Raw genomic sequence first — 16749 nt, 5'->3', positions numbered from 1 at the left:
CAGCTGGCGATATGCCCGATCCTACACCGTGATCACCAGCGCGTTCACCAGCGGCTTCTTGCCCCACTCCTCGTTGACCGCGGCGCGCACGCCGCGTTCGAGCGCGCTGCGCACGGCTTCCGGATCGCGGCGCTTGCCCTTGGAGAGGCCCTCGATCAGGTCTTCGACCGCGTCGGCGACGATATCGTCGAAGGGCGTGCCATCCTTGGCGGCAAGCGGCAGGCCGATCAGCGCGACCTCCGGGTCGCCGGCAAGTTCGCCCTTCTCATCCAACGCCACCGCGATCGAGATGACGCCGGCGAAGGACAGCTTGCGGCGCTCGGGAATGGTGCGGTCGAGAGCGCCGATCAGCAGCTCGCCATCCTGGTAGAGCCGGCCATGCTGGACTTCGGTGAGCTTGCGGGCCCCATCCTCGGCGATCGCAACGACATCGCCATTGCCGGCGCGCAGCACATGCTTGACGCCGAGACTGCGGGCGAAGGTGGCGTGCTCGGTCAGGTGCTGATCCTCACCATGAGCAGGGATGGCAATCTTCGGCTTCAGCCAGCCATAGAGCCGCGCCAGTTCCTCGCGCCGCGGGTGGCCGGAGACATGCACGAGATGGGTGCGGTCGGTGATGATCTCGATATTGTCGCGCGCCAGCCGATTGAGGATAGCGCCGACGGCCTTCTCGTTGCCGGGGATGGTACGGGAGGAGAAGATCACCCGGTCGCCCGGCGAGAGCGCGATCTCGGGATGGTCGTCGGCAGCAATCCGCGAGAGCGCGGCGCGCGGCTCACCCTGGCTGCCGGTCACGAGTGCCACGACCCTGTCGCGCGGCAGATAGCCATAGGTCTCGACCCCGCGGAAAGCGGGAATGCCGTCGAGGAAGCCGCATTCGCGGGCGACGTCGATGACGCGGTCCATGGCGCGGCCGACGACGACGACCTCGCGCTGATTGGCCATCGCAGCCTCGGCGACGGCGCGCAGGCGCGCCACATTCGAGGCGAAGGTCGTGACGGCGACGCGGTTCGGGGCGGAGGCGACCAGCTCCTGGAGCTTGGCGGCGACATCCGCCTCGCTCGGGCTGATGCCGTCGCGCAGGACATTGGTGGAGTCGCAGATCAGCGCCAGCACGCCCTCCTCGCCGAGCTCGCGCAGGCGCGCCTCGTCGGTCGGCAGGCCGACGCGCGGGGTCGGGTCGATCTTCCAGTCGCCGGTATGGACGACGAGGCCGGCCGGGGTGCGGATCGCGAGCGCGTTCGATTCCGGGATCGAATGCGCCACCGGGACGAACTCGATATCGAACGGGCCGAGCGTGAAGCGCCCGCCCTGGGCGACGATGTTCATCTCGACCTTGGGCGCGCCCGGCTCGGAGAGGCGCCGGGTCGCCAGCAGCCCGGCGGCGAAGCGCGTGCACCAGACCGGAACGCGCAGCGAGGGCCAGAGCGCGGCGAGCGCGCCGATATGGTCCTCATGGGCGTGGGTGATGACGATGCCGAGCAGATTGGCGCGATCCTGGATGATGTAGCTGAGGTCGGGCAGGACGATGTCGACGCCCGGCGCCTCCGGCCCGGCGAAGGAGAGCCCGCAATCGACCAGGATCCATTTGCGCTTCTTTTCCGGCCCGAAGCCGTAGAGCGCGGCGTTCATGCCGATCTCGCCGAGGCCACCGAGCGGAACGAAGACGAGCTGGTCGCTGGAACGGGTCACTGGCTATCCTGACGCAAGTCACGGGCTAAGGAATTCGACCGTCGATTCGGCCGCGATGGCGCGGCCAAGACCGCCTGTCCGGGATGACGGACTGTGTATCCGCCCAAACGAACCCCGCTCTAGCATGCCCTCGCCCCTGCCTCCATAGCGGCAGGAGCGCCCGCCCATATCAGCTCTGGATCGGGGAGGCTGGCGCGGCGGCGCCGAAATAGAGATCGCCGGCATCGATCAGCCGTCGGCCGACGTCCGTCTCCAGTTCGAGCCGTCCGGAGGCGTCGAGGCCGAGGAAGCGGCCGGAGACCGGCCCCTCCGGCAGGCGCATGGTGATGGTCTCACCCAGATAGGCGGCGCGCTCCAGCCAGGCGGCGCGGGTCGGGCCGAAACCGCCCGGCAGCGACCAGGCCGAGAAGCGCTGGTGCCAGGCATCCGACAGGGCCACCAGAAGGCGCTCTACGGTCACGTCCGCTGCATGCGCGGAAAGGCGGGCGGCTGGATAGGGCGTGCCCTCCGGGGCAGAGGCCACGTTGACCCCAATACCGATGACGACGTTGAAACGCCCTGCCCGGTTCTCGCCCTCGAGCAACAGGCCCGAGGTCTTGGCCCCGCCGATCAAAAGGTCGTTCGGCCATTTCAAGGCAAGTGTCGGCGCGGAAAGGCCGGTCACGGCTGCAGCAGCATCGTGCAGGGCAAGGCCCGCAACGAAGCCGAGTTGCGGCGCCAGCGCCGGCTCGCATGGCGCGACCAGAAGCAGGCTGGCGTAGAGATTGCCGGGCGGCGAGCCCCAATGCCGGCCATGCCGGCCGCGGCCGGCATTCTGGCTCCTGGCAACGATCCAAAGCTGGCCCGGATCGCCCTCGCCCAGAGCCCGCCGCGCCTCCTCCATGGTGGAGGCGACCTCGTCGCGGACGATCAGGCGATAGCCGGCGGCGCGGGCGGATTCGCCGAGCACCTAGGTCCTCAGAACAGCGACTTCGCTGCTGCAGCAGCGGAGTCGAACAGCGGCGCCGGCAGGAAGGACAGCACCAGCACGAACAGCGCCGAGATCAGCAGCACGGTGCGCACGCCGGCGTCGCCCTTGTCGAAGGCCGGCTTGGCATCGTCGAAATAGATCAGCTTGACGATCCGCAGATAGTAATAGGCGCCGACGACGCTGGTGATCACGCCGACGACGGCGAGCACGTAGAGCTTGGCCTCGATCGCAGCGAGGAAGACGTACCACTTCGCCCAGAAGCCGGCGAGCGGCGGGATGCCGGCGAGCGAGAACATCATCATCGACATCGCGAAGGCCATCCAGCCATTGGTGCGGGACAGGCCGGCGAGCTCGCCGATCTCCTCGACCGGCTTGCCATTGCGGTTCATCATCAGGACGCAGGCGAAGGCGGCGAGCGTGGTGGCGAGATAGATCGCCATATAGGTCATCACGCCCTGGACGCCGGCCGGCGTGCCGGCAGCAAGGCCGACGAGCGCATAGCCCATGTTCGCGATCGAGGAATAGGCGAGCAGTCGCTTGATGTTGGTCTGGCCGATCGCGGCGAAGGCGCCCAGCGCCATCGAGGCGATCGACATGAAGAGGATGATCTGCTGCCAGTCGTGCAGCGCGCCCGGGAAGGCACCGACGAAGATGCGCACGGTCATCGCCATCGCCGCCATCTTGGGCGCCGAGGCAAAGAAGGCGGCGACCGGGGTCGGGGCGCCCTCATAGACATCAGGCGTCCACATATGGAACGGCACGGCCGAGATCTTGAAGGCGACGCCGGCGGCAACGAAGACGAGGCCGATGATCAGGCCGATGCCCGGATGGCCGCCCTTCACCGCTTCGGCGATGCCGGCATAGCTCACCGTGCCGGTGAAGCCGTAGACCATCGACGCGCCGTAGAGCAGCATGCCCGAGGAGAGCGCGCCGAGGACAAAGTACTTCAGGCCGGCCTCGGTCGAGCGCGGATTGTCGCGGTCGAAGGCGGCGACGACGTAGAGCGCGAGCGACTGCAGCTCCAGGCCAACATAGAGCCCGATCAGGTCTCTAGCCGAGATCATCATCATCATGCCGATGGTGGCGAGGACGACGAGGATCGGGAATTCGAAGCGCATGGCGCCGTCGCGGCGCAGGAAATCGGCCGAAAGCACGATCGCCGCCGCTGCACCGATCAGGGTCAGCACCTTCATGAAGCGGGCGAAGCCGTCGGCGATGAAGGCACCATTGAAGGTGACGACCTTGCCCTCGCCACGCAGGACGAGCACCAGCGCCAGAGCCAGCAGCGCGAGCGCCGCGATCTCGAGCGTGCGCGTCGAGCGCTCACCCTGGATCGCGCCGTAGAGCACCATGGCGATGGCGCCCAGCGCCATGACGATTTCCGGAAGCGCCGGACCGAAAGCGGGCAAGGTGGTCATCGGAGCAGCCTTACTGGACTGCCAGCATCGCCGTCTTCGCGGCGGTGATGGCGGCCTGATAATTCTTGATGAGGGCTTCGGTCGGCGCCGCGAAGGCGTCGAGGATCGTGCCGGGCGCGATGCCGTACCAGATCGTCAGCAGGACGAGCGGCACGAAGATCGCGATCTCGCGGGCGTTGAGGTCGGTAATGTCCTTGAGCTCGGGCTTCGTGAGCTCGCCGAAGACGACACGGCGATAGAGCCAGAGCGCATAGCCCGCCGACAAGATCACGCCGGTGGTCGCCAGGAACGCCACCCAGGGATTGGCCTTGAAGGCGCCCATCAGCGTCAGGAACTCGCCGACGAAGCCGGCGGTGCCAGGCAGGCCGACATTGGCCATGGTGAAGATCATGAACACCACCGCATAGAGCGGCATCCGGTTCACCAGGCCGCCATAGGCGGCGATCTCGCGGGTGTGCATGCGGTCGTAGATCACGCCGACGCAGAGGAAGAGCGCGCCCGAAACCAGGCCGTGGCTCACCATCTGGAACATCGCACCCTGGATGCCCTGCGGCGTCAGGGTGAACAGGCCCATGGTGACGAAGCCCATATGCGCCACCGAGGAGTAGGCGATCAGCTTCTTGATGTCCTCCTGCATCAGCGCCACCAGCGAGGTGTAGATGATGGCGATGACGGAGAGCGCGAAGACCAGCGGCGCGAACATCGCCGAGGCGTCCGGGAACATCGGGATCGAGAACCGGATGAAGCCGTAGCCGCCCATCTTCAAGAGGATCGCCGCCAGGATGACCGAGCCGGCCGTTGGCGCCTCGACGTGCGCGTCGGGCAGCCAGGTGTGGACCGGCCACATCGGCATCTTCACCGCGAAGGAGGCGAAGAAGGCGAGCCAGAGCCAGGGCTGCATCTGGACCGGGAACTTGTGCGTCAGCAGCGTCGGGATGTCGGTGGTGCCGGCGTTCCAGTACATCGCCATGATGGCGAGCAGCATCAGCACCGAGCCGAGCAGCGTGTAGAGGAAGAACTTGTACGACGCGTAGACCCGGCGCTTGCCGCCCCAGATGCCGATGATCAGGAACATCGGGATCAGGCCCGCCTCGAACAGCAGGTAGAACAGCACGAGGTCGAGCGCCACGAAGACGCCGATCATCAGCGTCTCGAGGATCAGGAACGCGACCATGTATTCGCGCACCCGCTTCTCGACCGAGGTCCAGGACGCCAGGATGCAGAACGGCATCAGGAAGGCGGTCAGGACAACGAAGGGGAAGGAGAAGCCGTCGACGCCGAGCTTGAACTTGATGATGTCGGAGACCCAGGCGTGGGTCTCGACCATCTGGAAGCCGGGATTAGCCGAGTCGAAGCGGCCCCAGGCGACCAGCGCCAGGATGAAGGTCGCGAGCGTCGCGATCAGCGCCGCCCAGCGGGCGTTGGAGTTGACCGAGGCCTCGTCGCCGCGCTGCGCCAGGATGAAGGCGGCGCCGACCAGCGGCAGGACCAGGAGACCGGTGAGGATACCGAAGCCGAACATCATCTCACCCGCGGGCCATGAGGTACCAGGTCACCAGCCCGGCGACGCCGATGAGCATGGCGAAGGCATAGTGGTAGACATAGCCGGTCTGCAGCCGCACGACCCGGTTGGTCACGTCGACGACACGGGCCGAGACCCCGTCAGGGCCGAAGCCGTCGATGACGGCGCCGTCACCCTTCTTCCAGAGGAAGCGCCCGAGCCACATCGCCGGACGCACGAACAGGAAGTCGTAGATCTCGTCGAAGTACCACTTGTTGAGCAGGAACTTGTAGAGCACCGGGTTGGCCGCGGCGAGCTTGCCGGGCACGTCCTTGCGCAGCACGTACATGTAGAGCGCCAGCAGGAACCCGACCAGCATCGCGACGAAGGGCGACCAGACCACCCATTTCGGCACTTCGTGCATGGCGTGCAGGATGTGGTTGTCCTTGCCGGTGAACAGCGCCGCCTTCCAGAAATGCTCGTAGTCGTGGCCGATGAACGCCTCCTTGAAGACGTAGCCGGCCGCAAGCGCACCGAGCGAGAGCACGGCGAGCGGGATCAGCATGACGAGCGGGCTCTCATGCGGCGTGTGGTCGTGACCATGACCATGACCGTGACCGTGATCGTGATCGTCGTGAGCATGCGCGGCATGGGCGTGATCGTCATGCCCGTGACCATGCGCATGATCGTCGTGACCATGGCCGTGGCCGCCCCAGCGCGGGGTGCCCTCGAAGGTCATGAAGTAGAGCCGCCAGGAGTAGAACGAGGTCATCAGCGCGGCGACGACCAGCAACACGAAGGCATAGGAGCTGGCGAAGCCGCCATGCGCCACCGAGGCGTAGGCGCTCTCGATGATCGCGTCCTTGGAGAAGTAGCCGGCGAAGAGCGGGAAGCCGGTCAGCGCCAGCGTGCCGATCGTCATCGCGGCCGCGGTCCACGGGATGTACTTCCTGAGGCCACCCATGTTCCGCATGTCCTGCTCATGGTGCATCGCATGGATGACCGAGCCGGCGCCCAAGAAGAGCAGCGCCTTGAAGAAGGCGTGGGTGAACAGGTGGAAGATGCCCGCCGAGTAGGCGCCGACGCCCATCGCCACGAACATGTAGCCGAGCTGCGAGCAGGTCGAATAGGCGATGACGCGCTTGATGTCGTTCTGCACCAGGCCGACGGTCGCGGCGAAGAAGGCCGTGGTGGCGCCGATGACGACGACGACGGTCAGCGCGACCGGAGCGTATTCGAAGATCGGCGACAGGCGCGCGACCATGAAGACGCCGGCGGTGACCATGGTCGCGGCATGGATCAGCGCCGAGACCGGAGTCGGGCCTTCCATCGCGTCCGGCAGCCAGGTGTGCAGCATGAACTGCGCCGACTTGCCCATGGCGCCCATGAACAACAGCAGGCAGGTCAGCGTCAGCGCGTTCCAGTCATAGCCGAGGAAGCGGAAGCTGCGCTCCGTGAGCCCGGCAATCTGCGGGAAGATGCTGTCGAAGGCGACCGAGCCGGTCAGCACGAAAACCAGGAAGATGCCGAGCAGGAAGCCGAAATCACCGACGCGGTTAACCACGAAGGCCTTGATCGCCGCGGCGTTGGCTGAGGGCTTCTGGTACCAGAAGCCGATCAGCAGATAGGAGGCGAGACCGACGCCTTCCCAGCCGAAGAACATCTGCACAAGGTTGTCGGCCGTCACCAGCATCAGCATGGCGAAGGTGAACAGCGACAGATAGCCGAAGAAGCGCGGCCGCGACGGATCCTCGTGCATGTACCCGATTGAGTAGAGGTGCACGAGCGAGGAGACGGTGTTGACCACGACCAGCATGACCGCAGTCAGCGTGTCGATACGGAAGGCCCAGTCGACGCGCAGATCGGCCGAGGCCAGCCAGGTCGCGACCTGGACACGGGTGGTGCCGGAGCCGAAGCCGACCTGGAAGAAGGCGACCCAGGACAGCGCCGCCGAGACCAGCAGCAGCGTGGTGGTGACGATCTCCGAGGCGCGGGCGCCGATCAGCCGGCCGAAAAGGCCGGCGATCAGGAAGCCGATCAGGGGAAGGAAGACGATCGCTTGATACATGGCAGGTTACGGGCGCGTTGCCGCGCTCAGCCTTTCATCATGTTGATGTCTTCCACCGCGATCGTGCCGCGGTTGCGGAAGTAGACGACGAGAATGGCGAGCCCGATCGCGGCCTCGGCGGCGGCGACGGTCAGCACCAGCATGGCGAAGACCTGGCCGACGATGTCGTTCAGGAAGCTCGAGAAGGCGACGAAGTTGAGGTTGACCGAGAGCAGGATCAGCTCGATCGACATCAGGATGACGATGACGTTCTTGCGGTTGATGAAGATGCCGAGCACGCCGAGCGTGAACAGGATCGCAGCGACCGCGAGGTAAGATCCAAGCCCGACCATCACGCCATCTCCTCGGGAACGCCGGCGCGCGACGGCACCTGCTTCACATCCATCGCCGCAGCCTTGGTGCGGGCGTTCTGCGTCGGGATATCCTGGCGCTTGATGCCCTTGCGATCGCGCAGCGTCAGCACGATCGCGCCGATCATCGCAACGAGCAGCACGAGGCCGGCCGCCTGGAAGTAGTAGATGTACTTCGTGTAGAGCACCTGGCCGAGCGCGGCGGTGTTAGTGACGTTGGCGGGGATCGCCGCGACCGGTGCGCGCACGATCTGCGGGTCGATCACCCAGGCGCCGACGACCAGCAGGAGCTCGACCGCGAAGATCAGGCCGATCAGGCCGCCGATCGGCAGGTATTGCAGGAAGCCCTGGCGCAGCTCGGCGAAGTCGACATCGAGCATCATCACCACGAAGAGGAAGAGCACCGCGACCGCGCCGACATAGACGACGACCAGCAGCATCGCCAGGAACTCGGCCCCGAGCAGCAGGAACAGGCCCGCCGCGTTGACGAAGGCGAGGATCAGGAACAACACCGAATGCACGGGGTTGCGCGCCGAAATCACCATCAGCGCCGAGGCGATGGTGACGCCTGAGAAGAGATAGAAGAAAGCCGCTGCGGCATTCATCTTCGCCAGCCTTTCCGCCCTTGCGGGCGGCCCTCGTTTCATCAAGCGGCGGGTCGCGACCCGCTGCAGTTTGGAGCGTCTATAGTCAGGCCCGCCGGACGCGACAACCGCGCGACGGGCCGTAGTCCTCAGCGATACGGCGCATCCATCGCGATGTTGCGCGCGATCTCGCGTTCCCAGCGGGCGCCGTTATCGAGCAGCTTGTCCTTGTCGTAGAACAGCTCCTCGCGCGTCTCGGTGGCGAACTCGAAGTTCGGCCCCTCGACGATGGCATCGACCGGGCAGGCCTCCTGGCAGAAGCCGCAATAGATGCACTTGGTCATGTCGATGTCGTAGCGCGTCGTGCGGCGGGTGCCGTCATTGCGGCGCGGGCCGGCCTCGATCGTGATCGCCTGCGCCGGGCAGATCGCCTCGCAGAGCTTGCAGGCGATGCAGCGTTCCTCGCCGTTCGGATAGCGGCGCAGCGCGTGCTCGCCCCGGAAGCGCGGCGAGAGCACGCCCTTCTCGAAGGGGTAGTTCAGCGTCGCCTTCGGCTTGAAGAAATAGCGCATCGACAAGGCGAACGCGCCGACGAACTCCTTGAGGAGCAGTCCCTTGGCGGCTTGCGCGAGTGACATCCGTCTCGTCCTTCTCTCGTCTCAGCCGAACAGCGTCCGGCCGATCAGGTAACCGACGATGGGCAAACCGCCCACCGACACCACCAGCACCGCCGCCTTGAGCAGGCGGATGCGCCGTTCGTAATCATCCTTCTCCGCCTGCGTCTTGGAGCTGTCGGTGCGGCGCAATGCGCCGACGACAACGCCCGTAACGAGCCGGTACTCGATCAGGCCGACGACGAAGCCGATCAGGGCTCCGATCAGGCCGGCCTGCCCCGCCATCAGGGCGCGGGGCCCCAACCCGTGATCTGCAGCACCGCCGCCACGATCACGACGCAAGCCAGCGACAGCGGCAGGAAGACTTTCCAGCCCAACCGCATCAACTGGTCATAGCGGTAGCGCGGCACGAAGGCCTTCACCATGGCGAACATGAAGAAGACCAGCATGACCTTGAGCACGAACCAGACCACGCCCGGCAGCCAGGTGAAGGGCGCGATCGGGAACGGCGGCAGCCAGCCCCCGAGGAACAGGATCGTGGTCAGCGCGCACATGGTCATGATCGCCACGTATTCGCCGAGCATGAACAGCAGGTATGGGGTCGAGGAGTATTCGACCATGAAGCCCGCGACGAGCTCCGATTCCGCCTCGGCCAGATCGAAGGGCGGCCGGTTCGTCTCGGCCAGAGCCGAGACGAAGAAGACAATGAACATCGGGAAGAGCGGCAGCCAGTACCAGCCGAATAGGCCCGCCTTGGTATTCTGCGCCTCGACGATCGCCGACAGGTTCAGCGAGCCGACGCAGAGCAGCACGGTGACGATCACGAAGCCGATCGAGACCTCGTAGGAGACCATCTGCGCCGCCGAGCGCAGCGCGCTGAGGAACGGGTACTTCGAGTTCGAAGCCCAGCCGCCCATGATGATGCCGTAGACGCCGAGCGAAGAGATCGCGAAGATGTAGAGCACGCCGACATTGATGTCGGCGATCGCCCAGCCTTCCGCCACCGGGATCACCGCCCAGGCCGCCAGCGCGAGCAAGCAGGTGACCAGCGGCGCCAGCAGGAACACGCCCTTGTTGGAGCCCGACGGGATGATCGGCTCCTTGAAGACGAATTTCAGCAGGTCGGCGAAGCTCTGCAGCAGGCCGAAGGGGCCGACCACGTTCGGGCCGCGGCGCAGCTGCACCGCCGCCCAGACCTTACGGTCGGCGAGCAGCATGAAGGCGATGAAGACCAGCAGCGCGACCAGGAGCAGCAGGCTCTTGCCGGCGATGATCGCGAGATCGAGGACGAGGTCCCAGTTCATCGAGGCTTACTCCGCCGCCTGGCGCATGCGGCCGGAGGCCAGCGCCGAGCATTCCGCCATCACCGCCGAAGCGCGGGCAATGGGGTTCGTGGTGTAGAAATCGGCGACCGCCGGGGTAAAGCCCGCCTTGTCGGTTGCGCCGCCCTGCCCCGCCAGCTTCGCCAGCCCGGCGCGATCGCTCTGCGCGACCGTGTCGACCGCAGCGAAATGCGGATGGGCGGCATAGAGCTCGCGGCGCAAAGCCGACAGCGAGTCGAAGGGCAGCGGCTTGCCGAGCGAAGCGGAGAGCGCCCGCAGGATCGCCCAGTCCTCCTTGGCATCGCCCGGCGGGAAGGTGGCGCGCGCCGCCATCTGCACCCGCCCCTCGGTGTTGACGAAAGTGCCGGACTTCTCGGTATAGGCCGCGCCCGGCAGGATCACGTCGGCGCGGTGCGCGCCCTTGTCGCCATGGCTACCCTGGTAGATCACGAAGGCGCCGGCCGATACCTCGACCTCGTCGGCGCCGAGCAGGAAGAGCACGTCGAGCGCGCCCTCCCTGGTCATGCCGGCAACGTCGAGACCGCCCTCACCCGGCACGAAGCCGAGATCGAGGCCGCCGACGCGGGCAGCCGCAGTGTGCAGGACGCCAAAACCGTTCCAGCCGTCCTTGACCGCTCCGAGCACCTCGGCCGCCTTGGCCGCGAGCGAGAGCACGGCGGCGCCGTCGGCGCGGGTCAGAGCGCCCTGCCCGACCAGTACCATCGGCCGCTCGCCGGCGGCACCGGCACGCTTGACCAGATCGGCCAGGGTCTCGGCGCCGGCGCCGAGATAGTCATAGGCATAGGTCAGGTCGACCTTCTCGCCGATCAGCGAGACCTTGAAGTCGCCGCGCAGCCAGCGCTTGCGGATGCGGGCATTGACGATCGGCGCCTCGCGACGCGGGTTCGAGCCGATGATCAGCAGCGAGGTCGCGTCCTCGATGCCGGCAATGCCGGTGTTGAGGATGTAGCTGGCGCGGCCGAAGGCCGGGTCGAGCTTCGCGCCGTCCTGGCGGCAATCGAGATTGGTCGAGCCGAGGCCTGAGATCAGCGCCTTGAGGGCATACATCTCCTCGACAGCGGCGAGATCGCCGGCGATCGCGCCGATGCGCTCAGGCTTGGCGGCCTTGAGCTTGCCCGCGACCAGCGCGAGCGCCTCGGTCCAGCTCGCAGCGCGCAGCGCGCCATTCTCGCGGATATAGGGCCGGTCGAGACGCTGGGTCCTGAGCCCGTCGGCGATATGCCGGGTCTTGTCGGAGATCCACTCTTCGTTCACCGCCTCGTTGATGCGCGGCAGCACGCGCATCACCTCACGGCCACGCGAGTCGACGCGGATCGCCGAGCCGACCGCGTCCATCACGTCGATGGATTCGGTCTTGGTCAGCTCCCAGGGCCGGGCCTTGTTCTGATAGGGCTTGGAGGTCAGGGCGCCGACCGGGCAGAGGTCGACGACATTGCCCTGCAGCTCCGAGCTCATCGCGTGCTCGAGATAGGTGGTGATCTCCATGTCCTCGCCGCGGCCGATCGCGCCGAGGTCGGAGGCGCCGGCGACCTCGGTGGTGAAGCGGACGCAACGCGTGCACTGGATGCAGCGCGTCATCGAGGTCTTGACCAGCGGGCCGATATACTTGTCCTCGACGGCGCGCTTGTTCTCGGCATAGCGCGAGGTGTCGACGCCGTAGGCCATGGCCTGGTCCTGCAGGTCGCACTCGCCGCCCTGGTCGCAGATCGGGCAGTCGAGCGGGTGGTTGATGAGCAGGAACTCCATCACCCCTTCGCGCGCCTTCTTGACCATGGGCGACTTGGTCAGCACCACCGGCGGCTCGCCGTTCGGGCCAGGACGCAGATCGCGCACGCCAATGGCGCAGGAGGCCTGCGGCTTCGGCGGGCCGCCCTTCACCTCGACCAGGCACATGCGGCAATTGCCGGCGATCGAGAGCCGCTCATGGAAGCAGAAGCGCGGCACCTCGGCGCCCGCCGCCTCGCAGGCCTGGAGCACGGTGTACTCCGGCGGGACGTCGACCTCGATGCCGTCGATGAGGAGTTTGGTCATGGTCTCACTCCGCCGCCATGAGCCTGACCGGCTCGCCATGCGGATTGGCGGCATAGTCGTCGATGCGCTGCTCGATCTCGTGACGGAAATGGTTGATCAGGCCCTGGATCGGCCAGGCGGCAGCATCGCCCAGCGCGCAGATGGTGTGGCCCTCGATCTGCTTGGAAACATCGAGCAGCATGTCGATCTCGCGCTTCTGGGCGCGCCCTTCCGCCATGCGGTTGACGACGCGCCACATCCAGCCGGTGCCCTCGCGGCAAGGCGTGCACTGGCCGCAGCTCTCATGCTTGTAGAAATAGCTGATGCGGGCGATGGCGCGGATGATGTCGGTCGACTTGTCCATGACGATCACCGCCGCCGTGCCGAGGCCCGACTTCAGCTTGGAGAGCGAGTCGAAGTCCATCGGCGTGTCGATGATCTGCTCGGCCGGCACCATTCGCACCGAGGAACCGCCAGGGATGACCGCTTTCAGATTGTCCCAGCCGCCGCGGATGCCGCCGCAATGGCGATCGATCAGTTCGCGGAAAGTCAGGCCCATCGCCTCTTCGACGTTGCAGGGCTTGTTCACATGGCCGGAGACGCAGAACAGCTTGGTGCCGACATTGTTGGGCGTGCCGATCGAGGAGAACCAGCTGGCGCCACGGCGCAGGATGGTCGGCGCGACCGCGATCGACTCGACGTTGTTGACGGTGGTCGGGCAGCCATAGAGGCCGACATTGGCCGGGAAAGGCGGCTTCAGCCGCGGCATGCCCTTCTTGCCCTCAAGGCTCTCCAGCAGCGCCGTCTCTTCGCCGCAGATATAGGCGCCGGCGCCGTGATGCACGTAGAGATCAAAGGGATAGCCGTGCTTGTTGTTCTTGCCGATGAGGTTCGCCTCATAGGCCTCGTCGACAGCGCGCTGCAGCGCCTCGCGCTCGCGGACATATTCGCCGCGGATGTAGATGTAGGCCGCATGCGCGCCCATGGCGAAGGAGGCGATCAGGCAGCCCTCGACCAGCGTATGCGGGTCGTTGCGCATGATCTCGCGATCCTTGCAGGTGCCCGGCTCCGACTCGTCGGCGTTGACGACGAGATAGTGCGGGCGCCCGTCGCTCTGCTTGGGCATGAACGACCATTTCAGGCCGGTCGGGAAGCCGGCGCCGCCGCGCCCGCGCAGGCCCGACTTCTTCATCTCGTCGATGATCCAGTCGCGGCCCTGCTCGAGCAGGAACTTGGTGCCGTCCCAGGCGCCACGCTGCATGGCGCCCTTCAGCGACAAGTCGTGAAGGCCGTAGAGATTGGTGAAGATGCGGTCGCGATCAGCAAGCATCGTTGTTCGCCTCAGTTCGCCGGCTTGTCGCCGAGCTTGCTCTCCGGCCGCCAGCCGGTAGCGAGCTTCTTCGCCTGCGAGATCCAGTCGTCACGGACCGCCCTGCCCTTGAATCCGGTCAGCCGGGCGTCGACCCAGGCGAGCTCGGCCGGGGTCCAGGCGGCAACCTGGTCGAAGTGCCAGATGCCCATCTCGTTGAGCATCTTGCCGAGCTTGGGACCGACGCCCCAGATCAGCTCGAGATCATCGCCCTTGCCGCCGCGGGCAGCGGTGAGCAGTTGCGGCTTGGACTCGGCCACGGCGGGAGCCGGCTCGGCAGCCGGAGCAGCCTTGGCCGCCGGCGCCTTGGCCGGAGTGTCCTTGATCGCCTTGCTGGTCGCGGACGGGGTATCCTGCGCGGCGCTCGCCGGCTGGTTCGGCTCGGACGGCTTGGGACGCGCCGGCGCAGCGGCTTCGGGAGCCGGCGCGGTCTTGACGTCGGTCGGGCCAGCCTTGGCGGTCGCGGCAGCCGTCTCAGCTTCCGCCTTGGCCTTGGCCTCGGCCGCAGCCTTTTCGCTGGCGATCCTGATCGCGGCCTCTTCGCGCTGCCTGCTAATGCGCTTCTGCCAGTCGCCGGCGCCGATCACCGAGCCATTGTACAGGGCCGGATCCTTCAGCGTGTCGCCGCCGCCGAGCGGCTCCGAGCAGGAGCGGTCGACCTGCGGGCCGGGCTTGGTCGGGCGGCCGTGGCGCAGATCCTCGAGCAGTTTGCGGAAATTCGCAGGATTCAGGTCTTCGTAATAGTCGAAATTGATCTGCGCCATCGGGGCGTTGCAGCAGGCGCCGAGGCACTCGACCTCGAGCCAGGACAGCTTGCCGTCCGGGGTGACGGTCGATTGTGGGCCGATCACGTCCTCGCAGACCTTCTTCAGCGCCTCGGCGCCGCGCAGCGCGCAGGGCGTCGTGCCGCAGAGCTGGACGAAATGCGTGCCGACCGGCTGCAGATTGAACATGGTGTAGAAGGTCGCGACCTCCAGCACCCGCATCGGCGCCATGCCGAGCTTATGGGCAACCGCCTCGATTGCGGCGCGCGGCAGCCAGCCATGATGCTGCTCCTGCGCCTTCCAGAGCAGCGGGATCACGGCCGAGGCCTGGCGGCCTTCGGGATATTTGGCGATCTGCTGATCGGCCCAGTTCTCGTTCGCCGCGGTGAAGGCGAAAGAGGCAGGCTGAACGTGATCGGGCGCGAGACGACGGACGGACATCAGCGGTCCACCTCACCAAAGACGATATCGAGGGAGCCGAGGATCGCGGAGACGTCGGCGAGCATGTGCTTGCGGCACATGAAATCCATGGCCTGGAGATGGGCGAAGCCCGGCGCCTTGATCTTGCAGCGATAGGGCTTGTTGGTGCCGTCGGAGACGAGATAGACGCCGAATTCGCCCTTCGGCGCCTCGACGGCGGCGTAGACCTCGCCCTCGGGCACCTTGTAGCCCTCGGTGTAGAGCTTGAAGTGGTGGATCAGCGCTTCCATCGAGCGCTTCATCTCGCCGCGCTTGGGCGGCACCATCTTGCCGTCGAGCGAGGAGATCGGTCCGCCGCCGTCGGCGGAGAGCAGCTTCTCGCAGCACTGCTTCATGATGCGGACCGACTGGCGCATCTCTTCCATGCGGATGCAGTAGCGATCGTAGCAGTCGCCGTTCTTGCCGACGGGGATGTCGAATTCCATCTCCTCGTAGCACTCGTAAGGCTGCGCCTTGCGCAGGTCCCAGGGCGCGCCGGAGCCGCGCACCATCACGCCCGAGAAGCCCCATTTCCAGCAGGTTTCGAGATCGACGACGCCGATGTCGACGTTGCGCTGCTTGAAGATGCGGTTGTCGGTGAGCAGGCCTTCGAGGTCGTCGCAGACCTTGAGGAACGGATCGCACCACTCGGCGATGTCGTGGATCAGCGAGGTCGGCAGGTCCTGGTGGACGCCACCCGGCCGGACATAGGCCGCATGCATGCGCGCGCCGCAGGCCCTCTCGTAGAAGATCATCAGCTTCTCGCGCTCCTCGAAACCCCAGAGCGGCGGGGTGAGCGCGCCGACGTCCATCGCCTGCGTGGTGACGTTGAGGATGTGCGAGAGGATGCGGCCGATCTCGGAATAGAGCACGCGGATGAGCTGGCCGCGGCGCGGCACGGTCACGCCCATCAGCTTCTCGACGCCTAGCGCGAAGGCATGCTCCTGGTTCATCGGCGCGACATAGTCGAGCCGGTCGAAATAGGGCACGGCCTGGAGATAGGTCTTGTGCTCGATCAGCTTCTCGGTGCCGCGATGTAAGAGGCCGATATGCGGATCGACACGCTCGACGATCTCGCCGTCGAGCTCCAGCACCAGGCGCAGCACGCCGTGCGCGGCCGGATGCTGCGGGCCGAAATTGATCGAGAAATTGCGGATGTTGTGTTCGGTCATGTCCGGCCTTCCTGGGCGGCATGGAATTCGGCGATCACCTGCTCACCGGTCTTGCGCCGGCGCTCGCCCGCGAAGGCGTAGAGGTCAGGCTTCTCGTCGATGAAGATCTCTTCGGCGAAGACGAGGTCGGAAGGATCGTCGAGGCTCGGGAATGCCACGGCGACATGGCCCTGCCCCGAACGCTGGCGCCAGAACAGGCTGGTGCCGCAGTTTCGGCAGAAGATGCGCTCGCCCCATTCCGAGGAGGTGTAGACGGCAAGATGCGTCTCGTCGGCCACCGCGACGTCCGCGCAAGGCACCGTCATCAGCACGCCGCCGCTCCATTTGCGACACATGTCACAATGGCAGACGTCCATCTCGGGCTTGGCCAGCGTCGCCGTGAAGCGAACGGAGCCGCAGAGACAACCGCCGGAGAGTTTGTGGCCTTCGCCCATC

The 16749-nt window shown here is 66.3% G+C and carries 15 protein-coding genes; all 15 read right to left on the bottom strand.

Annotation, left to right across the window (positions count from 1 at the left end; genetic code table 11):
• Window positions 1-21 precede the first annotated feature (21 nt).
• A complete protein-coding gene (locus GV161_RS24865; protein ID WP_152014582.1) occupies window positions 22-1692 on the bottom strand; it encodes a ribonuclease J in 1671 nt (556 codons plus the stop codon).
• A gap of 169 nt (window positions 1693-1861) precedes the next feature.
• Window positions 1862-2641: a biotin--[acetyl-CoA-carboxylase] ligase gene (locus tag GV161_RS24860; RefSeq protein ID WP_244624068.1), complete on the bottom strand. Its 780-nt coding sequence runs from the start codon at window positions 2639-2641 to the stop codon at window positions 1862-1864.
• 8 nt (window positions 2642-2649) lie between these two features.
• A complete protein-coding gene (nuoN, locus tag GV161_RS24855; RefSeq protein ID WP_152014581.1) occupies window positions 2650-4080 on the bottom strand; it encodes an NADH-quinone oxidoreductase subunit NuoN in 1431 nt (476 codons plus the stop codon).
• Window positions 4081-4090: 10 nt separating this feature from the next.
• Entirely contained in the window at window positions 4091-5602 is a 1512-nt protein-coding gene (locus GV161_RS24850) for an NADH-quinone oxidoreductase subunit M (protein WP_152014580.1), read from the bottom strand.
• A gap of 4 nt (window positions 5603-5606) precedes the next feature.
• Window positions 5607-7649, bottom strand: a complete 2043-nt coding sequence (gene nuoL / locus GV161_RS24845) for an NADH-quinone oxidoreductase subunit L (RefSeq protein WP_152014579.1) — start codon at window positions 7647-7649, stop codon at window positions 5607-5609.
• A 26-nt stretch (window positions 7650-7675) separates the two neighbouring features.
• On the bottom strand, window positions 7676-7984 hold the full coding sequence (nuoK, locus tag GV161_RS24840; RefSeq protein ID WP_091829440.1) for an NADH-quinone oxidoreductase subunit NuoK: 309 nt from the start codon (window positions 7982-7984) through the stop codon (window positions 7676-7678).
• Window positions 7981-8604 (bottom strand): NADH-quinone oxidoreductase subunit J, encoded by a 624-nt coding sequence (locus GV161_RS24835; protein WP_091829442.1) that lies wholly within the window; start codon window positions 8602-8604, stop codon window positions 7981-7983. Before GV161_RS24835 ends, nuoK begins: the two co-directional genes overlap by 4 nt.
• Before the next feature lie 128 nt (window positions 8605-8732).
• A complete protein-coding gene (gene nuoI / locus GV161_RS24830) occupies window positions 8733-9221 on the bottom strand; it encodes an NADH-quinone oxidoreductase subunit NuoI (protein ID WP_057192642.1) in 489 nt (162 codons plus the stop codon).
• A gap of 21 nt (window positions 9222-9242) precedes the next feature.
• Window positions 9243-9482 (bottom strand): hypothetical protein, encoded by a 240-nt coding sequence (locus GV161_RS24825; protein WP_152014578.1) that lies wholly within the window; start codon window positions 9480-9482, stop codon window positions 9243-9245.
• Complete coding sequence (gene nuoH / locus GV161_RS24820) at window positions 9482-10501, bottom strand: NADH-quinone oxidoreductase subunit NuoH (protein WP_152014577.1); 1020 nt, start codon at window positions 10499-10501, stop codon at window positions 9482-9484. The genes GV161_RS24825 and nuoH overlap by 1 nt, the downstream gene beginning before the upstream one ends.
• Window positions 10502-10507: 6 nt before the next feature.
• Window positions 10508-12571, bottom strand: coding sequence for an NADH-quinone oxidoreductase subunit NuoG (gene nuoG / locus GV161_RS24815; RefSeq protein ID WP_152014576.1), 2064 nt, complete (start codon window positions 12569-12571; stop codon window positions 10508-10510).
• A gap of 4 nt (window positions 12572-12575) precedes the next feature.
• Window positions 12576-13880 carry an NADH-quinone oxidoreductase subunit NuoF gene (gene nuoF / locus GV161_RS24810; protein ID WP_092154251.1) on the bottom strand — a complete coding sequence of 435 codons (1305 nt, stop codon included), beginning with the start codon at window positions 13878-13880 and terminating at the stop codon, window positions 12576-12578.
• A gap of 11 nt (window positions 13881-13891) precedes the next feature.
• The gene (nuoE, locus tag GV161_RS24805; RefSeq protein WP_152014575.1) at window positions 13892-15124 is read right to left on the bottom strand and encodes an NADH-quinone oxidoreductase subunit NuoE; all 1233 of its coding nucleotides are present in this window, start codon (window positions 15122-15124) and stop codon (window positions 13892-13894) included.
• The gene (locus tag GV161_RS24800; RefSeq protein ID WP_152014574.1) at window positions 15124-16314 is read right to left on the bottom strand and encodes an NADH-quinone oxidoreductase subunit D; all 1191 of its coding nucleotides are present in this window, start codon (window positions 16312-16314) and stop codon (window positions 15124-15126) included. Before GV161_RS24800 ends, nuoE begins: the two co-directional genes overlap by 1 nt.
• The gene (locus tag GV161_RS24795; RefSeq protein ID WP_152014573.1) at window positions 16311-16748 is read right to left on the bottom strand and encodes a GFA family protein; all 438 of its coding nucleotides are present in this window, start codon (window positions 16746-16748) and stop codon (window positions 16311-16313) included. Before GV161_RS24795 ends, GV161_RS24800 begins: the two co-directional genes overlap by 4 nt.
• Window position 16749: the final 1 nt, after the last annotated feature.

The organism is Bosea sp. 29B (assembly GCF_902506165.1).
Classification (GTDB): Bacteria; Pseudomonadota; Alphaproteobacteria; order Rhizobiales; family Beijerinckiaceae; genus Allobosea.
Note: the sequence above shows the minus strand (reverse complement) of the source record. Positions and strands in the feature narration are given on the sequence as shown.

Coding starts and splice junctions, on each gene's coding strand:
- nuoH (WP_152014577.1), bottom strand. CDS start 10,501: ATGAACTGGGACCTCGTCCTCGATCTCGCGATCATCGCCGGCAAGAGC.
- GV161_RS24795 (WP_152014573.1), bottom strand. CDS start 16,748: ATGGGCGAAGGCCACAAACTCTCCGGCGGTTGTCTCTGCGGCTCCGTT.
- nuoI (WP_057192642.1), bottom strand. CDS start 9,221: ATGTCACTCGCGCAAGCCGCCAAGGGACTGCTCCTCAAGGAGTTCGTC.
- nuoN (WP_152014581.1), bottom strand. CDS start 4,080: ATGACCACCTTGCCCGCTTTCGGTCCGGCGCTTCCGGAAATCGTCATG.
- nuoL (WP_152014579.1), bottom strand. CDS start 7,649: ATGTATCAAGCGATCGTCTTCCTTCCCCTGATCGGCTTCCTGATCGCC.
- nuoE (WP_152014575.1), bottom strand. CDS start 15,124: ATGTCCGTCCGTCGTCTCGCGCCCGATCACGTTCAGCCTGCCTCTTTC.
- GV161_RS24850 (WP_152014580.1), bottom strand. CDS start 5,602: ATGTTCGGCTTCGGTATCCTCACCGGTCTCCTGGTCCTGCCGCTGGTC.
- GV161_RS24825 (WP_152014578.1), bottom strand. CDS start 9,482: ATGGCGGGGCAGGCCGGCCTGATCGGAGCCCTGATCGGCTTCGTCGTC.
- nuoG (WP_152014576.1), bottom strand. CDS start 12,571: ATGACCAAACTCCTCATCGACGGCATCGAGGTCGACGTCCCGCCGGAG.
- GV161_RS24800 (WP_152014574.1), bottom strand. CDS start 16,314: ATGACCGAACACAACATCCGCAATTTCTCGATCAATTTCGGCCCGCAG.
- nuoF (WP_092154251.1), bottom strand. CDS start 13,880: ATGCTTGCTGATCGCGACCGCATCTTCACCAATCTCTACGGCCTTCAC.
- GV161_RS24835 (WP_091829442.1), bottom strand. CDS start 8,604: ATGAATGCCGCAGCGGCTTTCTTCTATCTCTTCTCAGGCGTCACCATC.